General features: G+C 52.3%; 14 protein-coding genes. 7 read left to right on the top strand and 7 right to left on the bottom strand.

The window, feature by feature from the left end:
* The first annotated feature begins 126 nt into the window (after positions 1-126).
* From I6E40_RS04400 to lysA, 7 genes are all read left to right on the top strand, one after another.
* Positions 127-2817, top strand: coding sequence for a 4-alpha-glucanotransferase (locus I6E40_RS04400; RefSeq protein ID WP_235385689.1), 2691 nt, complete (start codon positions 127-129; stop codon positions 2815-2817).
* A 779-nt stretch (positions 2818-3596) separates the two neighbouring features.
* On the top strand, positions 3597-5699 hold the full coding sequence (locus tag I6E40_RS04395; RefSeq protein ID WP_235385688.1) for an ATP-dependent Clp protease ATP-binding subunit: 2103 nt from the start codon (positions 3597-3599) through the stop codon (positions 5697-5699).
* Between the two features lie 63 nt (positions 5700-5762).
* A complete protein-coding gene (rfbC, locus tag I6E40_RS04390) occupies positions 5763-6317 on the top strand; it encodes a dTDP-4-dehydrorhamnose 3,5-epimerase (protein WP_235385687.1) in 555 nt (184 codons plus the stop codon).
* 204 nt (positions 6318-6521) lie between these two features.
* The gene (gene lepA / locus I6E40_RS04385; RefSeq protein WP_235385686.1) at positions 6522-8303 is read left to right on the top strand and encodes a translation elongation factor 4; all 1782 of its coding nucleotides are present in this window, start codon (positions 6522-6524) and stop codon (positions 8301-8303) included.
* A gap of 53 nt (positions 8304-8356) precedes the next feature.
* Complete coding sequence (locus tag I6E40_RS04380; protein WP_235385685.1) at positions 8357-9073, top strand: cell division ATP-binding protein FtsE; 717 nt, start codon at positions 8357-8359, stop codon at positions 9071-9073.
* A 36-nt stretch (positions 9074-9109) separates the two neighbouring features.
* Complete coding sequence (locus I6E40_RS04375) at positions 9110-10429, top strand: aspartate kinase (RefSeq protein ID WP_235385684.1); 1320 nt, start codon at positions 9110-9112, stop codon at positions 10427-10429.
* 407 nt (positions 10430-10836) lie between these two features.
* Positions 10837-11991, top strand: coding sequence for a diaminopimelate decarboxylase (lysA, locus tag I6E40_RS04370; protein ID WP_235385683.1), 1155 nt, complete (start codon positions 10837-10839; stop codon positions 11989-11991).
* Positions 11992-12174: 183 nt separating this feature from the next.
* On the opposite strand, the gene I6E40_RS11065 is transcribed toward lysA, so the two are convergent.
* From I6E40_RS11065 to I6E40_RS04340, 7 genes are all read right to left on the bottom strand, one after another.
* Positions 12175-12657, bottom strand: coding sequence for a DUF2752 domain-containing protein (locus I6E40_RS11065; RefSeq protein ID WP_410897033.1), 483 nt, complete (start codon positions 12655-12657; stop codon positions 12175-12177).
* Positions 12563-12901, bottom strand: coding sequence for a TM2 domain-containing protein (locus tag I6E40_RS04365; RefSeq protein WP_235385682.1), 339 nt, complete (start codon positions 12899-12901; stop codon positions 12563-12565). Before I6E40_RS04365 ends, I6E40_RS11065 begins: the two co-directional genes overlap by 95 nt.
* A 447-nt stretch (positions 12902-13348) precedes the next feature.
* Entirely contained in the window at positions 13349-13699 is a 351-nt protein-coding gene (panD, locus tag I6E40_RS04360; RefSeq protein WP_235385681.1) for an aspartate 1-decarboxylase, read from the bottom strand.
* Positions 13700-13752: 53 nt separating this feature from the next.
* The gene (gene panC / locus I6E40_RS04355) at positions 13753-14601 is read right to left on the bottom strand and encodes a pantoate--beta-alanine ligase (protein WP_235385680.1); all 849 of its coding nucleotides are present in this window, start codon (positions 14599-14601) and stop codon (positions 13753-13755) included.
* 18 nt (positions 14602-14619) lie between these two features.
* The gene (locus tag I6E40_RS04350) at positions 14620-14808 is read right to left on the bottom strand and encodes a hypothetical protein (protein ID WP_235385679.1); all 189 of its coding nucleotides are present in this window, start codon (positions 14806-14808) and stop codon (positions 14620-14622) included.
* A gap of 47 nt (positions 14809-14855) precedes the next feature.
* The gene (locus I6E40_RS04345; RefSeq protein ID WP_235385678.1) at positions 14856-16100 is read right to left on the bottom strand and encodes a DUF1015 domain-containing protein; all 1245 of its coding nucleotides are present in this window, start codon (positions 16098-16100) and stop codon (positions 14856-14858) included.
* A 13-nt stretch (positions 16101-16113) separates the two neighbouring features.
* Positions 16114-17037 (bottom strand): NAD(P)-dependent oxidoreductase, encoded by a 924-nt coding sequence (locus I6E40_RS04340; protein WP_235385677.1) that lies wholly within the window; start codon positions 17035-17037, stop codon positions 16114-16116.
* Positions 17038-17119: the final 82 nt, after the last annotated feature.

The raw sequence follows: 17119 nt of genomic DNA, 5'->3' as shown, positions 1-17119 counted from the left end.
ACGTGAGCGCCAAACTTTTCTGCAGTTTTTTTTGAAAAGCGAGGCATGATGAAAGAAATAGTGAAAAAATTGAAGTAGTTATTGTGCATTTTTCCTACATTTACCGCTGAAACTTTTCACTCACCCATGAAAAACCTTCTTTTCACCCTACCCTATCACACTCAATGGGGCGAGCAAGTCGAGGTCGTTTGCTCTCTCGATGGAGAGGCTGCGCAACGAATTGTGATGCAGACTCCGAATGGAGAAATCTGGCAAGCAAGCCTTCAAGTCCCCGACGATGCGCGCCACATTCGCCACGCCTATCTCATCTCCGACGCCGCCACCGGCACCATCCTGCGTGCCGAGCCGGACAACTGGCGTTTCTTCACTTTCAACCACCGCAGCGCGGTCACCTTTGCTGACGGCTGGACCGAAGAGGGGCTCCCCGCGCTCTATCATCACTCTGCCTTCCGCGACTGCATCATGCTGCCCCGAGGCGGCGAGAAACTCCACATGAAGATTCTCTCCGAACCTTGTCTGCTCCTGCTCCACGCCCTGCCGCCGCAAGAGGGACGACGCTGGGCTGTCGTCGGAAACACACCGGAATGGGGAGCGTGGGACGTGACGAAGGCTCGACCCATGCAGCGAACCGGCACTTTTGAGTGGGCGCTGCCGCTCTCCAGACGCGATTTCTCCGAGGGTATATATTATAAATATGTACTCCTCTCCGAAGACCCGCAACTTCCGCCGCTTTGGGAGAGCGGCAACGACCGCCGGCTCGTACCGCTGTCCGAGATGTGTGACACCGGTTCTTTGGTCCACACCGACAACCAGCCGCGTCTTGAAATTCCACCGCTTCGGCTCACGGGTTGCGTCATTCCCGTTTTCTCGCTGCGCAGCGAGGGCAGTTGGGGCTGTGGCGACTTCGGTGACCTTGAAACACTCATCCGCTGGACGGCGGAAAACGGCATGCACGCCGTGCAGATTCTCCCCATCAACGACACGACGCGCACCGGCTCCTGGCAGGACTCCTACCCCTACAGCGCCATCTCCGTCTTTGCCCTTCATCCAAACTATCTTGACCCACGCCCCTGGAGTCGCAGCCAGGCTTTCCAACGCCATGCCGAAGAGGGACACCGTCTCAACCTCGAGGATGCTTTGGACTATGAGGGCACGTTCCAACTCAAAATCGCCTTCCTCCGCGACCTCTTTGCCGAAATCGGCACCCGCACGCTCCGAAGCAATGCTTTCAAGGAATATGTCTCGGCACAAGCGGACTGGCTGGAGCCCTACGTGGAATTCTGTGCCATGCGCGACACGTTCCACACGGCTGATTTTCGCCAGTGGCCACACGCCGAGAAACTCACAGAAAAACAAAAGGAGGGCATCGACAAAGAAAAAGTCTTCTGGCGTTTCGTGCAGTTCCTGCTGCACACCCAACTGACCCAAGCCCACGACGAAGCACGCCAACTCGGCGTCATTCTCAAAGGCGACATCCCCATTGGCATCAGTCCGGACAGTGTGCCCGCTCGCACAGAACCCCACCTCTTCCGCTTCACCGGTTCCGCCGGCGCACCGCCCGATTTCTTCTCTCGCAACGGTCAGAACTGGGGCTTCCCGACCTATCGCTGGGATGTCATGGCGGCTGACAACTATGCCTGGTGGAAACGGCGCATGGACCACATGTCGCTCCATTTTGATGCCTATCGCATTGACCACGTGCTCGGTTTCTTCCGCATTTGGGAAATACCTTCCGACCAGATTGACGGCACGCTCGGTCGCTTCCGCCCCGCCCTTCCTTTCTCTCGCAACGAACTGAAAGAGTGCGGTTTCCACGCTGACCCGCTCGCCCTCTCCGCTCCCTCTGTCAGCGCAGAAGAATGGGAGGACATGTGCAACGCCATCGGTCGCAATGCTGCAGAACTGCGCCAAAACTTCCTTGAAGAGACAGCCGGCGGGCGACTCACCCTTCAACCCTCTTTCCGCACTCAGCAAGACATCCTGCGACGCGTCGCTGACGGCGTGCTTGCCCGTCTCCTCTGTGACCTCGCCACCCACGTGCTTTTCATTGCTGATCCCGAGACGCCCGACACCTTCCACCCGCGCATCCTCGGCTTTGAGACTTCTCTCTTCCAAACGCTCAGTGAATCGGACAAGGAGGCGTTCTATCGTCTCCACGACGATTTCTTCCACCGCCGCCACAACGAACTTTGGGAGCAGGAGGCAATGCGTAAACTTCCCGTCATCACCCGCAGCGGTTCGCATTCCGCCGATGGACTTCCCGCTCTCTATCCGTTGGAATCCACCGGTCCGCTGCCTTGCGCCGAAGACCTCGGCATGGTGCCCTCCTGTGTTCGCGGTGTGCTCCGCCAACTGCAAATTCTGACGTTGGAAATTGAGCGTTGTCCGAAAGAAAGCGGTGTTCGCTTTGCATCGCCCGCCGATTTCCCGTGGCTCAGCGTCGCCACCCTCGGTACCCACGACATGTCTCCGTTGCGCCTTTGGTGGGAGACTTGTCCGGAAGATGCAAAAGCCTATTGGACAGATGTTTTGCATCGTCCTGTTGAAGCATTCCCCGAACACCTCGGTGCTGCCGACTGTGAAGCCATTTTGGCACACACGCTCCGTGCTCCCTCGTTGCTGCGACTCATCGCGCTCCAAGATTTGTTCGCCATCAGCGACGACACGCGCCGCACTGACACCTCCGCCGAACTCATCAACGACCCGTCGAACTCGACGCACTACTGGCGCTATCGAATGCACCTCACGCTTGAGCGTCTCTTCTCCTCCGTTTCGTTCAACGAGAAACTCCATTCGCTCATCCGCCGCGAAGTTTGACAATCCTTCCCTCCCGGTCTCCCCTCAAAAGGTTACCGGGAGTTTTTTGAGAGACTAAGAGACTAAAAGACAAAGAGACAAAGAGAGGAAGAGACTAAAAGACAAAGAGACGAAGAGACGAAGAGACGAAGAGACGAAGAGACAAAAAGACTAAGAGACTAAGAGACGAAAAGACGAAGAGACTAAAAGACGAAGAGACAAAGAGACGAAAAGACTAAAAGACTAAGAGACTAAAAGACAAAGTGACTAAAAGACTAAAAGACAAAGAGACTAAAAGACAAAGAGACTAAAAGACAAAGAGACTAAAAGACAAAGAGACTAAAAGACAAAGAGATTAAAAGACAAAGAGACAAAGAGACTAAGAGACTAAAAGACCAAAAGACAAAGAGATTAAAAGACAAAGAGATTAAAAGACAAAGAGATTAAAAGACAAAGAGACAAAGAGACTGTTCTATAAATAGCGCAAGGGGAATCATGCTTTTTGTCTCTTCCTCTCTTCCTCTCTTAGTCTCTTAGACTCTTAGTCTCTTAGACTCTTAGACTCTTAGTCCTTAATGAAAGAGCCGTGGCAATCTGAATAGTTTCACATCCAAATGTTTCTCCAACTCAAAGAGTTGTGCTAAATTTGCAAGCGATTAACTTATTAACTTACTTACTAACGGTTCAACCGCATTCCCAAACAACCTCTCAACCGTAATCCTTCCTTTCAAAACCTTTGCGGTCTTTTTGCCGTTATACATCTAAGATTCACAGACATATATTCAACACAGAAGACTCACATGACTCAGCCAAAACATCATAGTTTCCTCTCCTCCACACCGTTGGGCAACTTTGACTTTGACGAAGAAGAGCCCGGTGCACCAAGAGGTGAAAACGAACAATCCTCCTCCTCAGCAGAAAAAACCACCACACGCATCGCTGAAAAATCACAAACTCCCATCATCGACAAATTTTGCACCGACCTCACCTCACTCGCGGAGCAAGGCGCATTGGACCCCGTCGTGGGAAGACAAACAGAAATGCTGCGCGTGATGCAAATCCTCTGCCGCAGAAAAAAGAATAACCCCGTGCTCATCGGCGACCCCGGCGTCGGAAAAACCGCCGTGGTGGAAGGAATCGCACAACTCATCGCCACCAAAAACGTGCCGGTGCCTTTGGAAAACAAACGCATCGTCACACTGAACATGGCTACCCTCGTGGCAGGCACACAGTTCAGAGGACAGTTCGAGGAACGTGTGCGCAAACTCATGGAGGAAGTGAAGAAACACAAGGAAATCATTGTTTTCATCGACGAAATCCACACCATCATCGGAGCAGGCTCTGCGCCCGGCTCACTGGATGCCGCCAACATGCTGAAACCGGCGTTGGCACGCGGAGAAATGCAGTGCATCGGAGCCACTTCCACCGCAGAATACAAAAAATCCATTGAAAAGGACGCCGCGCTGGAAAGACGCTTCCAAAAAATCCTCCTCAGCCCCGCTTCTCAAGAGGAAACACTCGCCATCCTGAAACAACTCCGCTCACGCTACGAACAACACCACAACACGACATACACCGACGAAGCCCTGCAGGCTTGTGTGTCTCTGACGGCACGCTACATCAACGGTCGCGTCCTCCCCGACAAAGCCATTGATGCCATGGACGAAGCAGGCGCAAAAGCACGTATCCGATTCCGTGAGATGCCGAGCGAATTTACTGACATCCAGAACGAAATATCCAAACTGACGGAAGAAAAACTTCAAGCCGCCAAGTCTCAGGACTATGAGCGCGCCGCACAACTTCGCGACGTCATTCAGCAACGTGCTGCACAACTTCAAGAAATGCGAATGCAATGGGAAGAGCAGCAGAAGAAATCCCCGGTACGCGTGGATGAAAACGACGTGGCAGAGACGGTCTCCATGATGAGCGGCGTCCCCGTGACCAAGGTGCGTGAAAGCGACACGGAACGACTGAAAAACATGGGTGCCGTGCTCCGAGAACGCATTGTCGGACAGGACGACGCCGTGGAACAGGTGTCTCGTGCCTTGGTGCGCAACCGCCTCGGACTCAGTGGCGGAGACCGCCCCATCGGCACCTTCCTCTTTGTCGGACCGACCGGCGTGGGAAAAACCTATCTCGTGAAGTGTCTCGCCGAACAACTCTTCGGCAGCAAAGACGCGCTCATCCGAGTGGACATGAGCGAATATGGCGAAAAGTTCAGCGTCAGCCGCCTCGTCGGCGCCCCTCCGGGATATGTCGGCTATGAAGAAGGAGGACAACTGACGGACCGGGTGAGACGTAAACCCTACTCCGTCGTGCTCCTCGACGAAATCGAGAAAGCACACCCCGACGTGTTCAACACGCTCCTGCAAGTCATGGACGAGGGAAGACTCACCGACGGAAACGGCGTGACGGCGGACTTCCGCAACACACTCGTGGTCATGACCTCCAACAGCGGCACACGCCAACTTCGCGAAGTCGGCGCCGGCATGGGATTTGACCGCAACCGCGACGAAATCGCCCCTGAAAAAGCACGCTCCGTCATCATGAACGCCCTGAAAAAGCAATTCGCCCCCGAGTTCCTGAACCGCCTTGACGACATCATCGTGTTCAACCCGCTGAACAAAGAAAACGCTTCGCAAATCACCGACCTCGAACTCAAAGAACTTCTCGACAGAGTGAAGAAAATGGGCTATGCGCTGAAAATCACGGACAACGCCAAGCAGTTTATCCTCAGCAAAGGCTTTGATGCGCAATATGGCGCACGCTCGCTGAAACGCGCCGTGAGACAATATGTCGAAGACCCACTCTGCGACTTCCTGCTGGAGGGCGACACACAAAACAACGACAAACTCGTGCTCGACCTCAACGACGAGAAGATGACGGTGAAAGCCGGAGCGTGAAAATGTCTGTGCAGCAATTCAAAGAATCTTGAAACGCGCCTTGGCGCACAACATACAACCTGAATGAATTACATTGAAACAGAAATACCCGGCGTGTGGGTCATTGAACCGAAGGTGTTCAGTGATGCACGCGGCTATTTCATGGAAACCTGGAGAGAAAGCGAACTGAACGAGGCACTCGGTCACGACGTGCATTTTGTGCAGGACAATCAGTCGAAGTCATCTCGCGGCGTACTGCGTGGACTTCACTTTCAAAAAGGTGATGCCTCGCAGGCGAAACTCGTCAGAGTGCTCCAAGGCACCGTGGTGGATGTGGCTGTGGATCTTCGCCGCTCCTCCCCCACCTTTGGTCGTCACGTTGCCGTTGAACTCTCCGCCGAAAACAATCGCCAACTCTTCATCCCTCGTGGCTTCGCCCACGGTTTCCAAGTGTTGAGTGACACAGCAGTTTTTACCTACAAGGTAGATAATCGCTACGCCCCCGAAGCCGAATGCTCCATCCGTTTTGATGACCCGGAACTCGGCATCGAATGGCCCATCGACGGTGACGAAGTCGTGTTGAGCGAAAAAGACCTCTCCCACGCCGTCTCCTTCCGCGACGCCGAAAAGTTTGACTGAGTGTGTCAATTCTGAAGGCTGCCCCAACCCTCTTTTCACGCTCTTTTTCCAACCATACGCATTGATTCTCTCGAGATTGACTCATTGAATTATAGGATTTAATGGACAATTAATGAATCAATTGACGAACATGAGTGGAGTGAAACGAGAGTTCGCGCCGCCCCTATTCTCCTTTGCTCTTTAGACCCCAAAAATCTCTTCCCCTTGAATCACATCCGAAACTTTTGCATCATTGCCCACATCGACCACGGAAAGAGCACCCTTGCCGACCGTCTGTTGGAATACACCCAAACCATCAAGGTGACGGAAGGTCAGATGCTCGACGACATGGACCTTGAAAAAGAAAGAGGCATCACCATCAAGAGTCACGCCATTCAGATGAACTATCGTTTGGATGGCGAGGACTACCGTCTGAATCTCATTGACACCCCGGGACACGTGGACTTCTCCTACGAGGTCTCCCGCAGCATCGCCGCCTGCGAAGGCTGCCTGCTGTTGGTCGATGCCACCCAGGGCGTGCAGGCACAGACCATCTCCAACCTCTACATGGCAATTGACCACAGCCTCGAAATCATTCCCGTGTTGAGCAAGTGTGACATGGTGAACGCCATGCCCGAAGAAGTGGAGGACGAAATCATTGATTTGCTCGGCTGCGACCGCTCAGAAATCATTCATGCTTCCGGAAAAACCGGAGAAGGTGTGGAGGAAGTCTTGAACGCCGTCGTCACTCGCATCCCCGCTCCCAAAGGAGACCCCGAAGCACCGCTTCAGGCACTCGTCTTTGACTCCGTCTTCAACCCCTTCCGTGGCATCATCGCCTATTTCAAAATTGTCAACGGTAGCCTCAAAACCGGAGAGGAAGTGCTTTTCGTCAACACGAAAAAGAAATATAATGCCGACGAGATTGGCGTTCTGAAGATGGAACTCCAGCCCCGCCCCATCCTCAGTTGCGGCGATGTGGGCTACATCGTCAGTGGCATCAAGACTGCCACCGAAGTGAAGGTCGGCGACACCCTCACCACTGTCGAGAATCCCTGCTCCGAAGCCATTGCGGGATTTGAGGAAGTGAAGCCGATGGTCTTTGCCGGTGTCTATCCCATTGAGACAGAGGACTTCGAACAGTTGCGCGCCAGCCTTGAGAAACTCCGTCTGAACGACGCTTCCCTCTCCTTCCAACCGGAATCGTCCGTGGCACTGGGCTTTGGTTTCCGCTGCGGCTTCCTCGGACTCCTCCACATGGAAATCATCCAAGAGCGTCTTGACCGCGAGTTCGCCATGAACGTCATCACGACCGTGCCGAACGTGAGTTATCAAGTCTATGACAAACACGGCAACATGAAGGAGGTGCACAACCCCGCCGGCATGCCCGACCAAACCGAAATCGACCACATCGAGGAACCCTATATCAAAGCCTCCATCATCACCCGCACGGACTATATTGGCAACATCATGACGCTCTGTCTCGGAAAGCGCGGGGAACTCATCAAGCAGGAATATGTCTCCGGCAACCGAGTGGAATTGCACTACTATATGCCGCTGGCGGAAATCGTCATCGACTTCTACGACAAGTTGAAGAGTATTTCAAAGGGATATGCCTCTTTTGACTATCATCCCGTTGGCTTCCGCCCCTCGCGCCTCGTCAAATTGGACATTCTCCTCAACGGCGAGCCCGTCGATGCCCTCTCCACGCTGACCCACGTCGATAACTCCGTCACCTTCGGACGTCGGATGTGCGAAAAACTGAAAGAACTGCTGCCGCGCCAGCAATTTGACATTGCCATCCAAGCCGCCATCGGTGCCAAAATCATTGCCCGCGAAACCGTCAAGCAGGTGCGCAAGGACGTGACGGCAAAGTGCTACGGTGGCGACGTCAGCCGTAAACGCAAACTCCTTGAAAAGCAGAAACGAGGAAAGAAACGCATGAAGGAAATCGGCAACGTGCAAGTGCCGCAGAAAGCCTTCCTCGCCGTTCTGAAACTGGATTGACGTCGGCTGCGACTCGGTTTTTTTGAACCTTTTGACCCTTTTGATTCAAAAATATGCTCATACAACTTTCTGACCTCTCCCTCTCTCGCAACGGCAGTGACCCCATTTTGAGTCACGTGGACTTCCATGCTGAAGGCGGAGACTTCATCTACATCACCGGAAAGGTGGGAACGGGAAAAACATCCCTTCTGAAAGTGCTCTATGGCGAACTTCGTCCCAGCGAAGGAAAAGCGGAGGTGCTCGGCAACGACCTCTTCCGTCTCAAACGCCGCCACCTCCCCGCATTGCGCAAGAAGATTGGCATCGTCTTCCAGGACTTCCAACTCCTGCGTGACCAGACCGTGCACCAAAACCTCGACTTCGTCTTGCGTGCCACGGGATGGAAAAAGAAACAACGCCCCGAACGCATCCGGGAGGTGCTCGAAGCGGTGGGCATGGCTGAACGAGCCGACTGCTTCCCCCACGAACTCTCCGGCGGAGAGCAGCAACGCATCTGCATCGCACGTGCCCTGCTCAACCACCCGCAAATCATTCTCGCCGACGAGCCCACCGCCAACCTGGACCCCGAGACGGGAAAGCAAATCATGCAAATCTTCCAAAACGCTCGAGAGGAAGGAGCCGCCGTCATCATGGTCACACACAATCTCAACCTCCTCGGACTCTTCCCTGGTGTGGTCTATCGCTGTGCCGACGGGCAAATCGCTGAGACCAGTTCCTCACAGCCCGAAAACGACAAAGAAGATGCGCTCAACGAGCATGAAGAAGAATAGTTTTTGAAACAACCATACATTATATATATATAACACATGAAAGTCCTGAAATTTGGCGGAACCTCCGTGGGTTCCCCGGAACGCATGAAAAGCGTGTGCCAACTCATCCACGATGGAGAACAGAAAATTGTCGTACTCTCCGCCATGTCCGGCACCACCAATCAACTCGTCGAAATCGCTGACTACATTCAGAAAAATAATCCCGAGGCTGCCAACAACATCATCAACAAACTGCGCAACACCTATCTCCACCACGTTGAGGAACTCTATGCCACCGAAGACGCAGCCGAGAAAACACGCACTTTGCTGAATGACATCTTCCGCCATCTCCACAATCTCACCACCGAGGAATTCACACCCGCGCTTGAGAAAGAAATCCTCGCACAGGGGGAACTCATGAGCACCAACATGGTGACAAACTACTTGGTTGAACAAGGCGTGAAAGTCAAACTCATCGGTGCGCTGCACTACATGAAAACCGATGCCAACGGCGAGCCCGACCAACCCCACATCAAGAAGAACCTCACCGCCATCCTCGAGCGTCATCCCGACTATGAACTCTACATCACCCAGGGCTTCATCTGTCTGAACCACCTCGGACAGACCGACAACCTGCAGCGCGGCGGCTCGGACTACACCGCCTGTCTCATCGGCGCTGCCGTCTATGCGGACGAAATTCAAATCTGGACTGACATCGACGGCATGCACAACAACGACCCTCGTTTCGTGGAAAACACCTCCCCCGTGCGTCAACTGAACTTTGAGGAAGCAGCCGAGTTGGCTTATTTCGGAGCCAAGATTCTCCACCCCACCTGCATCCAGCCCGCACGCTATGCCGGAGTGCCCGTGCGTCTGCTCAACACCATGGACCCTTCCGCCCCGGGCACCATCATTGACAACAGAATGCAGCAAGGCACCATCAAAGCCGTGGCTGCCAAGGACGGCATCACCGCCATCAAGATTGTCAGTTCCCGAATGCTCCTCGCCACCGGCTTCCTCCGCAAAGTCTTTGAAATCTTTGAGCGCAACCAGACTCCCATTGACATGGTCACCACCAGCGAAGTCGGCATCACCGTCACCATCGACAATTCCTCGCGCCTCGTCAGCATCATGGAGGAATTGAGAAAATACGGTACGGTGGAAACCGACCCCGACATGTGCATCATCTGCGTTGTCGGCGACCTCCGCTGGGGAAATGTGGGCTATGAATCGCTTGTCAGTCAGGCTCTTTCAAACGTACCCGTACGCATGATTTCCTACGGCGGCAGCAACCACAACATCTCTTTCCTCGTGCGACAGGCTGACAAGAAGAAAGCCCTGCAAGCCCTCTCCGAACATCTCTTCAACAAGAAATGAGCCCTACATAAGGGGTGTTCTAAAGAATTTGGTCGAGTAGGTTTTCTTAGAAATGAACTCTTGTCCGTGAAGGAGCATAGCGAGTTATGTGACTGACGGAACCCAACAAAAGGGTGCACTGAGAAACTCATGCCTCCATAAAGACTCTGCAACCAAGACGTTAGCACTTTCTTTAGAACACTCCTTATTCCATAATTTATAGAACACCCCACCCAACTAAGTAATATAAAAATAATAAGTTGCGTCAGATTTGAATGACATTTTCGAGGTCAGATTGTCACCCGAAGAAGGAGCATAGCCGTAGTTATGTGACTGATGAGAGAGGAAATATGGACCGAAAAGATTTTCAAAGATGATGCAGGTTATTTTTTGAGGACTACTAAACAAGACTAACAAACCACTCTCCCATGAATTTCCCCATTTCTCGATTTGAGAGCATCGAAACGCCGTTCTATTTCTACGACCTCTCTCTTCTTCAACAAACTCTCAATGAACTGAAAAAAGCAGAAGAAGCCCACCCCCGCTTTCACGTTCACTATGCCATCAAAGCGAACGCAAATCCTCGCATCCTGCAACTCATCGCAGCCAAAGGATTCGGTGCCGACTGCGTGTCCGGTGGCGAAGTGCAGGCTGCCCTGAACGCCGGTTTTCCCGCCGACAAAATCGTGTTCGCCGGAGTGGGAAAGTCTGACAAAGAGATAAGTCTCTCCCTGAAAGCGGGCATCAGTTGTTTCAACGTGGAAAGCACACCCGAACTGGAAGTCATCAACACGATTGCCGCCTCGCTCGGCGTCACAGCACGCGTTGCCCTCCGCGTCAATCCCAACATCGATGCCCACACCCACGCCAAAATCACCACGGGACTCAACGAGAACAAATTCGGCATTCCTGCCGAAGATCTCGTGAAGGTCATCGCCTTCGTCAAAACGCTGAAAAACTTGGAACTGGTGGGTGTGCACTATCACATCGGCTCGCAAATCACCGAACCGGAACCCTTCCGCCACCTCTGCGAACACATCAACGAATGGCAGGAGAAACTCCGCGCCGAGGGCATCTCTCTTCCCGGCATCAACGTCGGCGGCGGACTCGGCATTGACTATGTTGCCCCCGATGCCAACCCCATTCCTCCCTTCGCTGACCACCTCGACCTCTTCGCCCGTCATCTGAACCTGCGTGAAGACCAAGAGTTGCACTTTGAACTCGGACGCAGCGTCGTGGCACAGTGTGGCAGCCTCATTTCCCGTGTGCTCTATGTGAAAGAGGGGCACACCAAGAAGTTCCTCATCGTGGATGCAGGCTTCACGGACCTCATCCGCCCCGCGCTCTACGATGCTCACCACTTCACGCAGAACATCTCCGCGACTGACCAGACTGCCACAGCGACCTATGATGTCGTTGGTCCTATCTGCGAAAGCAGCGATGTCTTCAGCGAGAACGAACACCTTCCCCTCTCCCACCGTGGAGACCTCATCGCTTTCCGCTCCGCCGGAGCCTACGGCGAAGTCATGGCATCCACCTACAACTGCCGCACCCTCCCCGCTGCCGTGTTCAGTGAGGAGTGACGACACGAGACACGAATCATACACACTTTCTGTAAAATCACTTACCGCGCCGAAGCCGCCCAATGCGACTCCGGCGCGGCTTCTTTTGGACTGGGAAATGATGAAAACGTAAGGCATCGCAGCCGCATGGATCAAAGCAGAAAATAACGGGATGAACTGTTTGAAGAGGATATATAATATATGCTATATATCGTTGAGTATGTTGTGAATCCAGATTATAACTTCGAGTAAGCCCCAAAAAAGAATTGTCTTCTTTAAGCAAGAGTCAAGATAGTCATAAATTACCAACATTAAATCCTTCCTCAACACAAGTTCTGCAATTAGTACCAATGGGTATAAAGTAATAAAGAGGAAGGAGAAGATAACATTAGGATTCAATGCTAATGCACTAATGACTTCGCCCCTAAAAAGAAGTATAGTGGCACGTGTCACACCGCACCCCGGGCATGAAATATGATATACGATTTTAGAGGGACAAACGATGATACTCGTTTGCCCCTCACTATAGATTGCGAATATTACCCAAACTATTACCGTAAGGTAAACTATAGCGGATAATAAATGTAACTTCTTAGTAGAGATAGGACTGCAGTTTATTGTAGTTCTGCTCTTTGGTAGAACCAGAGATTGAAAACCAGTCAATGATTGTCCAAATTCCGAGACCACCACAGGTGAGCAACTTACCAATTCCCATTCCTGTGTTGCCAATGTAGATGCGGTCAACTCCCCAGCCACCGAGGAAAATGGAAAGAAGTAAAGCGGTTGTGGGATTTTTAAACTGAATTGTGGAAAGTGTACCCCACTTAGATTCGTCAAGTGTGAGCAACTTTTCACGTACGAAAGGAATCTTATGTTCTGGAAGAAATTCTCCGTTAGTCATAAGAAACATGTCAACTTTCTGCTGTTCCATAATGAATCGTTTTAAAATTGTTGATAAAATATCGTAATTAGACTCTTTTGCTATTTGAAACGATGAATATATCTGTAAAACACCAATACACCAAGGAGATAATCTCCGATGTAAATTCAGTGACACATTTACATGCCACTCCACAATTACGGGGCAAAATTAAGAAGGGCATCCTATTTATGGCTGTCCGATAAATTCCTTTTGAGTTCCAAATTAGGACTGAGTACCTCGCTTGGTATTCAGCCCTCGTAGTTTCCTACCGCTGCCAAGATGAAGAAAATCGCAATCAGATTGGAGTCCGTCTTGGTTCGCAGAAAAAAATTGTACGCCTTCGCAAATCACTGCGTTGGCGTACAATTCTTAGGGGGGAGTGTGGAGGGAATGAAAACCGGTTTTGTGGAGAGGTAAAAGGTCATGTTGCCTTATCCCTCAACTCGGTTTGTCCCTTCAATCCAAGTTGTTTTTTTCTCCTCGGGGAAAGATGACTTGTGGTTTGAAATTGAGTGCTTCTTCCCGCTGCATCCAGGCGAAAGCCATGATGATGATTTCGTCACCGGGTTGGAAGAGACGCGCTGCGGCGCCGTTGAGACAGATGCAGCCGGAACCGCGCTCACCCTCAATGACGTAGGTTTCAATGCGAGCCCCGTTCATGTTGTTCACCACGTGAACGTGCTCTCCGGCAATCAAACCGGCTGCTTCCATGAGGTCGGCAGCGATGGTGATGCTTCCCATGTAGTGAAGATTCGCCTCCGTCACATGGGCACAATGTATTTTGGATTTAAGAATGCTGAGTTGCATAAGAGGTGTCTATAAATAAGGTATAAGGAGAGTTCAAATGTGCTTTCTGAATCTTACCGATAACGTATGTTGTCGATGAGTCGAACGGGGCGTGCGCCACAATAGACCGTGATGCAACCCACCACTCCTTCCGCTTCGTCCCAGTCGGAGACAGGCTGCAACGTGTCGGCGTTCACAATTTGGAAATATTCGACTTCGAGAATGTCGCAGGCATTGAGGCGAGTCACGACTTCATCGTGAACTTCCTTGACGGTGTGAGTGAGGGAGTGTTCTTTGCTTTCGCTCAGCGTGCGATAGATGAGTGCGGCTGTTTTCTTCTCTTCGGGTGTGAGGAGTTGGTTGCGCGAACTGAGGGCGAGTCCGCTTTCTTCTCTGACGATGGGGCACGGGCGTATTTCCAACGGTAGGTTCAGGTCTGCAGTCATCGCTTTGACCACGGCAATTTGCTGAAAGTCTTTTTCGCCGAAATAGGCTCGATTCGGTTGGACGATGAAGAAAAGTTTGCTGACGATTTGGCAAACTCCGTTGAAGTGTCCCGGTCGTTTTGCGCCTTCCATCACCGTGTCTATGGGAGGATAAGAGAAAGAGCGGGTGTCGGGTTCGGGATATATGTCCTCCACGGAAGGCGTGAAAACGATGTCCGCCCCAAGTTTCTCCAGGAAGTCAATGTCGGCGGAGACTGTGCGAGGATAGGTGTTGAAGTCTTTGGGGTCGTTGAATTGAGTGGGGTTTACGAAGACGCTGACCACGGTGACGTCATTTTCTTTGAGGGAAACTTTGACGAGAGATGCGTGGCCTTCATGAAGTGCTCCCATGGTGGGCACGAGTCCCACGCTTTTGCCCTTCTCTCTCAGGTCTTCGAGCACGGCGGCAAGGCGTGTTTGAGTGTCAATTACTTGCATGAACTTTTGTTTTTAGGGTCAGAAGAACCGACTTTCATTTTCGCTTTTGTCAAGCTGAAAAGTGAAGCCTAAAAAAGCAGGATGTCTTTTTTCAGGTGCAAAGTAACTACTTTCGGCTGTGATAGGGAAATGTTTGGCTTGTTTATTGCGCAAAGAAAGACGTGCAGCACGCCTTTTGGGTGGCAACTGCACGTCTTTGAGCATCATTCATGAATAAAAATCATGAACTATTCGCTTTTGATTCTTATGTTGTTTCAGAACTTGTGTACAATCAGACCGCTGCGAAGTTTCGGCTCGAACCAGGTTGCCTTCGGCGGCATGATGTGACCACTGTCGGCAATGGCAATGATTTGGTCCATGCTGACGGGATGGAGGGCGAGAGCAAGTTTCATCTCTCCGCTGTCCACACGTGCCTGCAGTTCTTCCAAACCGCGCAGTCCGCCAACGAAGTCGATGCGTGAGTCACGGCGCAAATCTTTGATGCCGAGTTGCTTGTCAAGGATGAGACGGGAGGAAATGTCCACGTCGAGATTTCCAATCGGGTCGGCAGGGTCAAAGGTGCCGGGACGAGCCTCGAGGCTGTACCAAGTTCCCTCCAGATAGAGTGCGAACTGATGCAGTGCTTCGGGGCGCCAAGGCATTGCTCCGCGCGGAGCCACGACGAAATCTTCTTCCAATGCTTTGAGCAGACTTTCGGGCGTGTGGGAGCCGAGGTCTTTGACGAGGCGGTTGTAATCCAAAATGGTCAACTCATCGGCGGGGAAGCAGACAGCCATGTAGAAATTATATTCCTCCGTGCCGTCAGAGTTGGGATTTGCTTTGTGCAGTTCGTCTGCCACGCGGGCAGCTGCTGCGCTGCGGTGGTGACCGTCGGCGATGTAGAGGCAGGGCATCTGCTCAAACTCCGAAGTGATGAGTTGGATGTCTGCTTCATCGCGCACGACCCAAAGTTGATGGCGGAAGCCGTCAATGGGTGCAATGAAATCATAGACAGGAGGTTGAGCGGCATATTTCTGTCTCAGCGCGAGGAGTTCTTTTCTCGGTTGGAAGGCGAGAAAGACAGGTTCCATGTGTGCACCGATGGTGCGGACGTGGCGCATGCGGTCCTCTTCTTTGTCAGCGCGTGTGAGTTCATGTTTTTTGATGACGCCGTTGAGATAGTCGGCTGCGGAGGCACAAACGACCCAGCCGAACTGCGTGCGTCCGTTCATGGTTTGTGCGTAGAGATAGTAGCACGCCTTGTCCTCTTCGACGAGCCACCCATTCTCACAGAACTCGTGGAACTTTTGTGCGGCGCAGTCATAGACTCTTTCATCATGTTCATCCGTTCCGGGCTCAAAGTTGATTTCGGGTTTGATGATGTGATAGAGCGATTTGGGATTTCCTTCAGCCTCCTGCCGTGCTTCTTCTGAATTGAGGACGTCGTAGGGGCGGCTTTCGACTTCTTCCACAAGTTCCACCGGGGGACGGTATCCCTTGAAAGGCTTGATGATAGGCATATATTATATGTGCTTATTTGTTCACTTGGAATGTTTTCACACCGTCTTTGAGGAAGGCAACGATTTGTTTGGCTGCTGCGAGTCCTGCATTGACGTTTGCTTCTTTTGTCTGCGCGCCCATTTTCTTGGGAGTGAAGATGTAGCGGTCGCCGAGGAGTTCCACGGCTTTGTCGTGGGCTTCGAGTTTGAGGTCGGAGACGTAGCGCAGGTCAGTGCGTTCAGTCATGGCGCGAAGCAGTCCCTCTTCGTCAATGATGTCCTGACGGGCGGTGTTGACGAGGATGGCTCCTTTACGCATGGAGTGAATCAAGTCATATCCGATGCTGCGGCGAGTGGTCGGTGTGGAGGGCACGTGAAGGCTGACGATGTGGTTGTCTTCAAAGAGTGCGCGAGTGGATTCCACGACATGATAGCCGGCATCGATGATGCTCTGCGGATTGTCGAGCGGCGAATGGCTTGAGATGTCCATGCCGAAGCCGTGAGCGATGCGAGCGAGATTTTGAGCCACTGCACCGAAGGCGAGGAGACCGAGTTTCTTGCCCTTGAGTTCCGTGCCGGAAGTACCGTTGAAACGGTTGCGGATGGTGAAGATGAGCAAGCCAATGACGAGTTCTGCCACGGCGTTGGCGTTTTGTCCCGGTGTGTTCATGACCACGATGTGGCGCTGTGTGGCGGCGGTGAGGTCTATGTTGTCATAGCCGGCACCGGCGCGCACGATGATTTTCAGTTCGGGGGCAGCCGCCATCACTTCGTCGTCGATTTTGTCGGAGCGCACGATCAGTGCTGCTGCGTCGGCAACGGCTTCGAGGAGTTGGGCTTTTTCAGTGTAGGATTCTAGGAGTTTCACCTCATAGCCTGCAAACTGAAGGATGTCTTTGATGCCACCCACGGCATCGGGTGAGAAGGGTTTCTCGGTGGCGATTAGTATCTTTGACATGGTGTATGTACTTTTTGGGAAGGATGGTGTGTCCTTATTCCACAATTTCGGGGACACTCCTTTAAGGATTAAACAAATGTGG

It is taken from the genome of Prevotellamassilia timonensis, assembly GCF_021531665.1.
Lineage (GTDB): Bacteria > Bacteroidota > Bacteroidia > Bacteroidales > Bacteroidaceae > Alloprevotella.
This window is presented reverse-complemented; position numbering and strand designations above follow the sequence as displayed.

What these genes read in the sequence shown, in the direction of transcription:
- rfbC (WP_235385687.1), top strand. Translation starts at nt 5,763, where the DNA reads ATGAATTACATTGAAACAGAAATACCCGGCGTGTGGGTCATTGAACCG.
- I6E40_RS04365 (WP_235385682.1), bottom strand. Translation starts at nt 12,901, where the DNA reads ATGGAACAGCAGAAAGTTGACATGTTTCTTATGACTAACGGAGAATTT.
- I6E40_RS04400 (WP_235385689.1), top strand. Translation starts at nt 127, where the DNA reads ATGAAAAACCTTCTTTTCACCCTACCCTATCACACTCAATGGGGCGAG.
- I6E40_RS04345 (WP_235385678.1), bottom strand. Translation starts at nt 16,100, where the DNA reads ATGCCTATCATCAAGCCTTTCAAGGGATACCGTCCCCCGGTGGAACTT.
- I6E40_RS04340 (WP_235385677.1), bottom strand. Translation starts at nt 17,037, where the DNA reads ATGTCAAAGATACTAATCGCCACCGAGAAACCCTTCTCACCCGATGCC.
- I6E40_RS04375 (WP_235385684.1), top strand. Translation starts at nt 9,110, where the DNA reads ATGAAAGTCCTGAAATTTGGCGGAACCTCCGTGGGTTCCCCGGAACGC.
- lysA (WP_235385683.1), top strand. Translation starts at nt 10,837, where the DNA reads ATGAATTTCCCCATTTCTCGATTTGAGAGCATCGAAACGCCGTTCTAT.
- I6E40_RS04380 (WP_235385685.1), top strand. Translation starts at nt 8,357, where the DNA reads ATGCTCATACAACTTTCTGACCTCTCCCTCTCTCGCAACGGCAGTGAC.
- I6E40_RS04350 (WP_235385679.1), bottom strand. Translation starts at nt 14,808, where the DNA reads ATGATGCTCAAAGACGTGCAGTTGCCACCCAAAAGGCGTGCTGCACGT.
- I6E40_RS04395 (WP_235385688.1), top strand. Translation starts at nt 3,597, where the DNA reads ATGACTCAGCCAAAACATCATAGTTTCCTCTCCTCCACACCGTTGGGC.
- panD (WP_235385681.1), bottom strand. Translation starts at nt 13,699, where the DNA reads ATGCAACTCAGCATTCTTAAATCCAAAATACATTGTGCCCATGTGACG.
- panC (WP_235385680.1), bottom strand. Translation starts at nt 14,601, where the DNA reads ATGCAAGTAATTGACACTCAAACACGCCTTGCCGCCGTGCTCGAAGAC.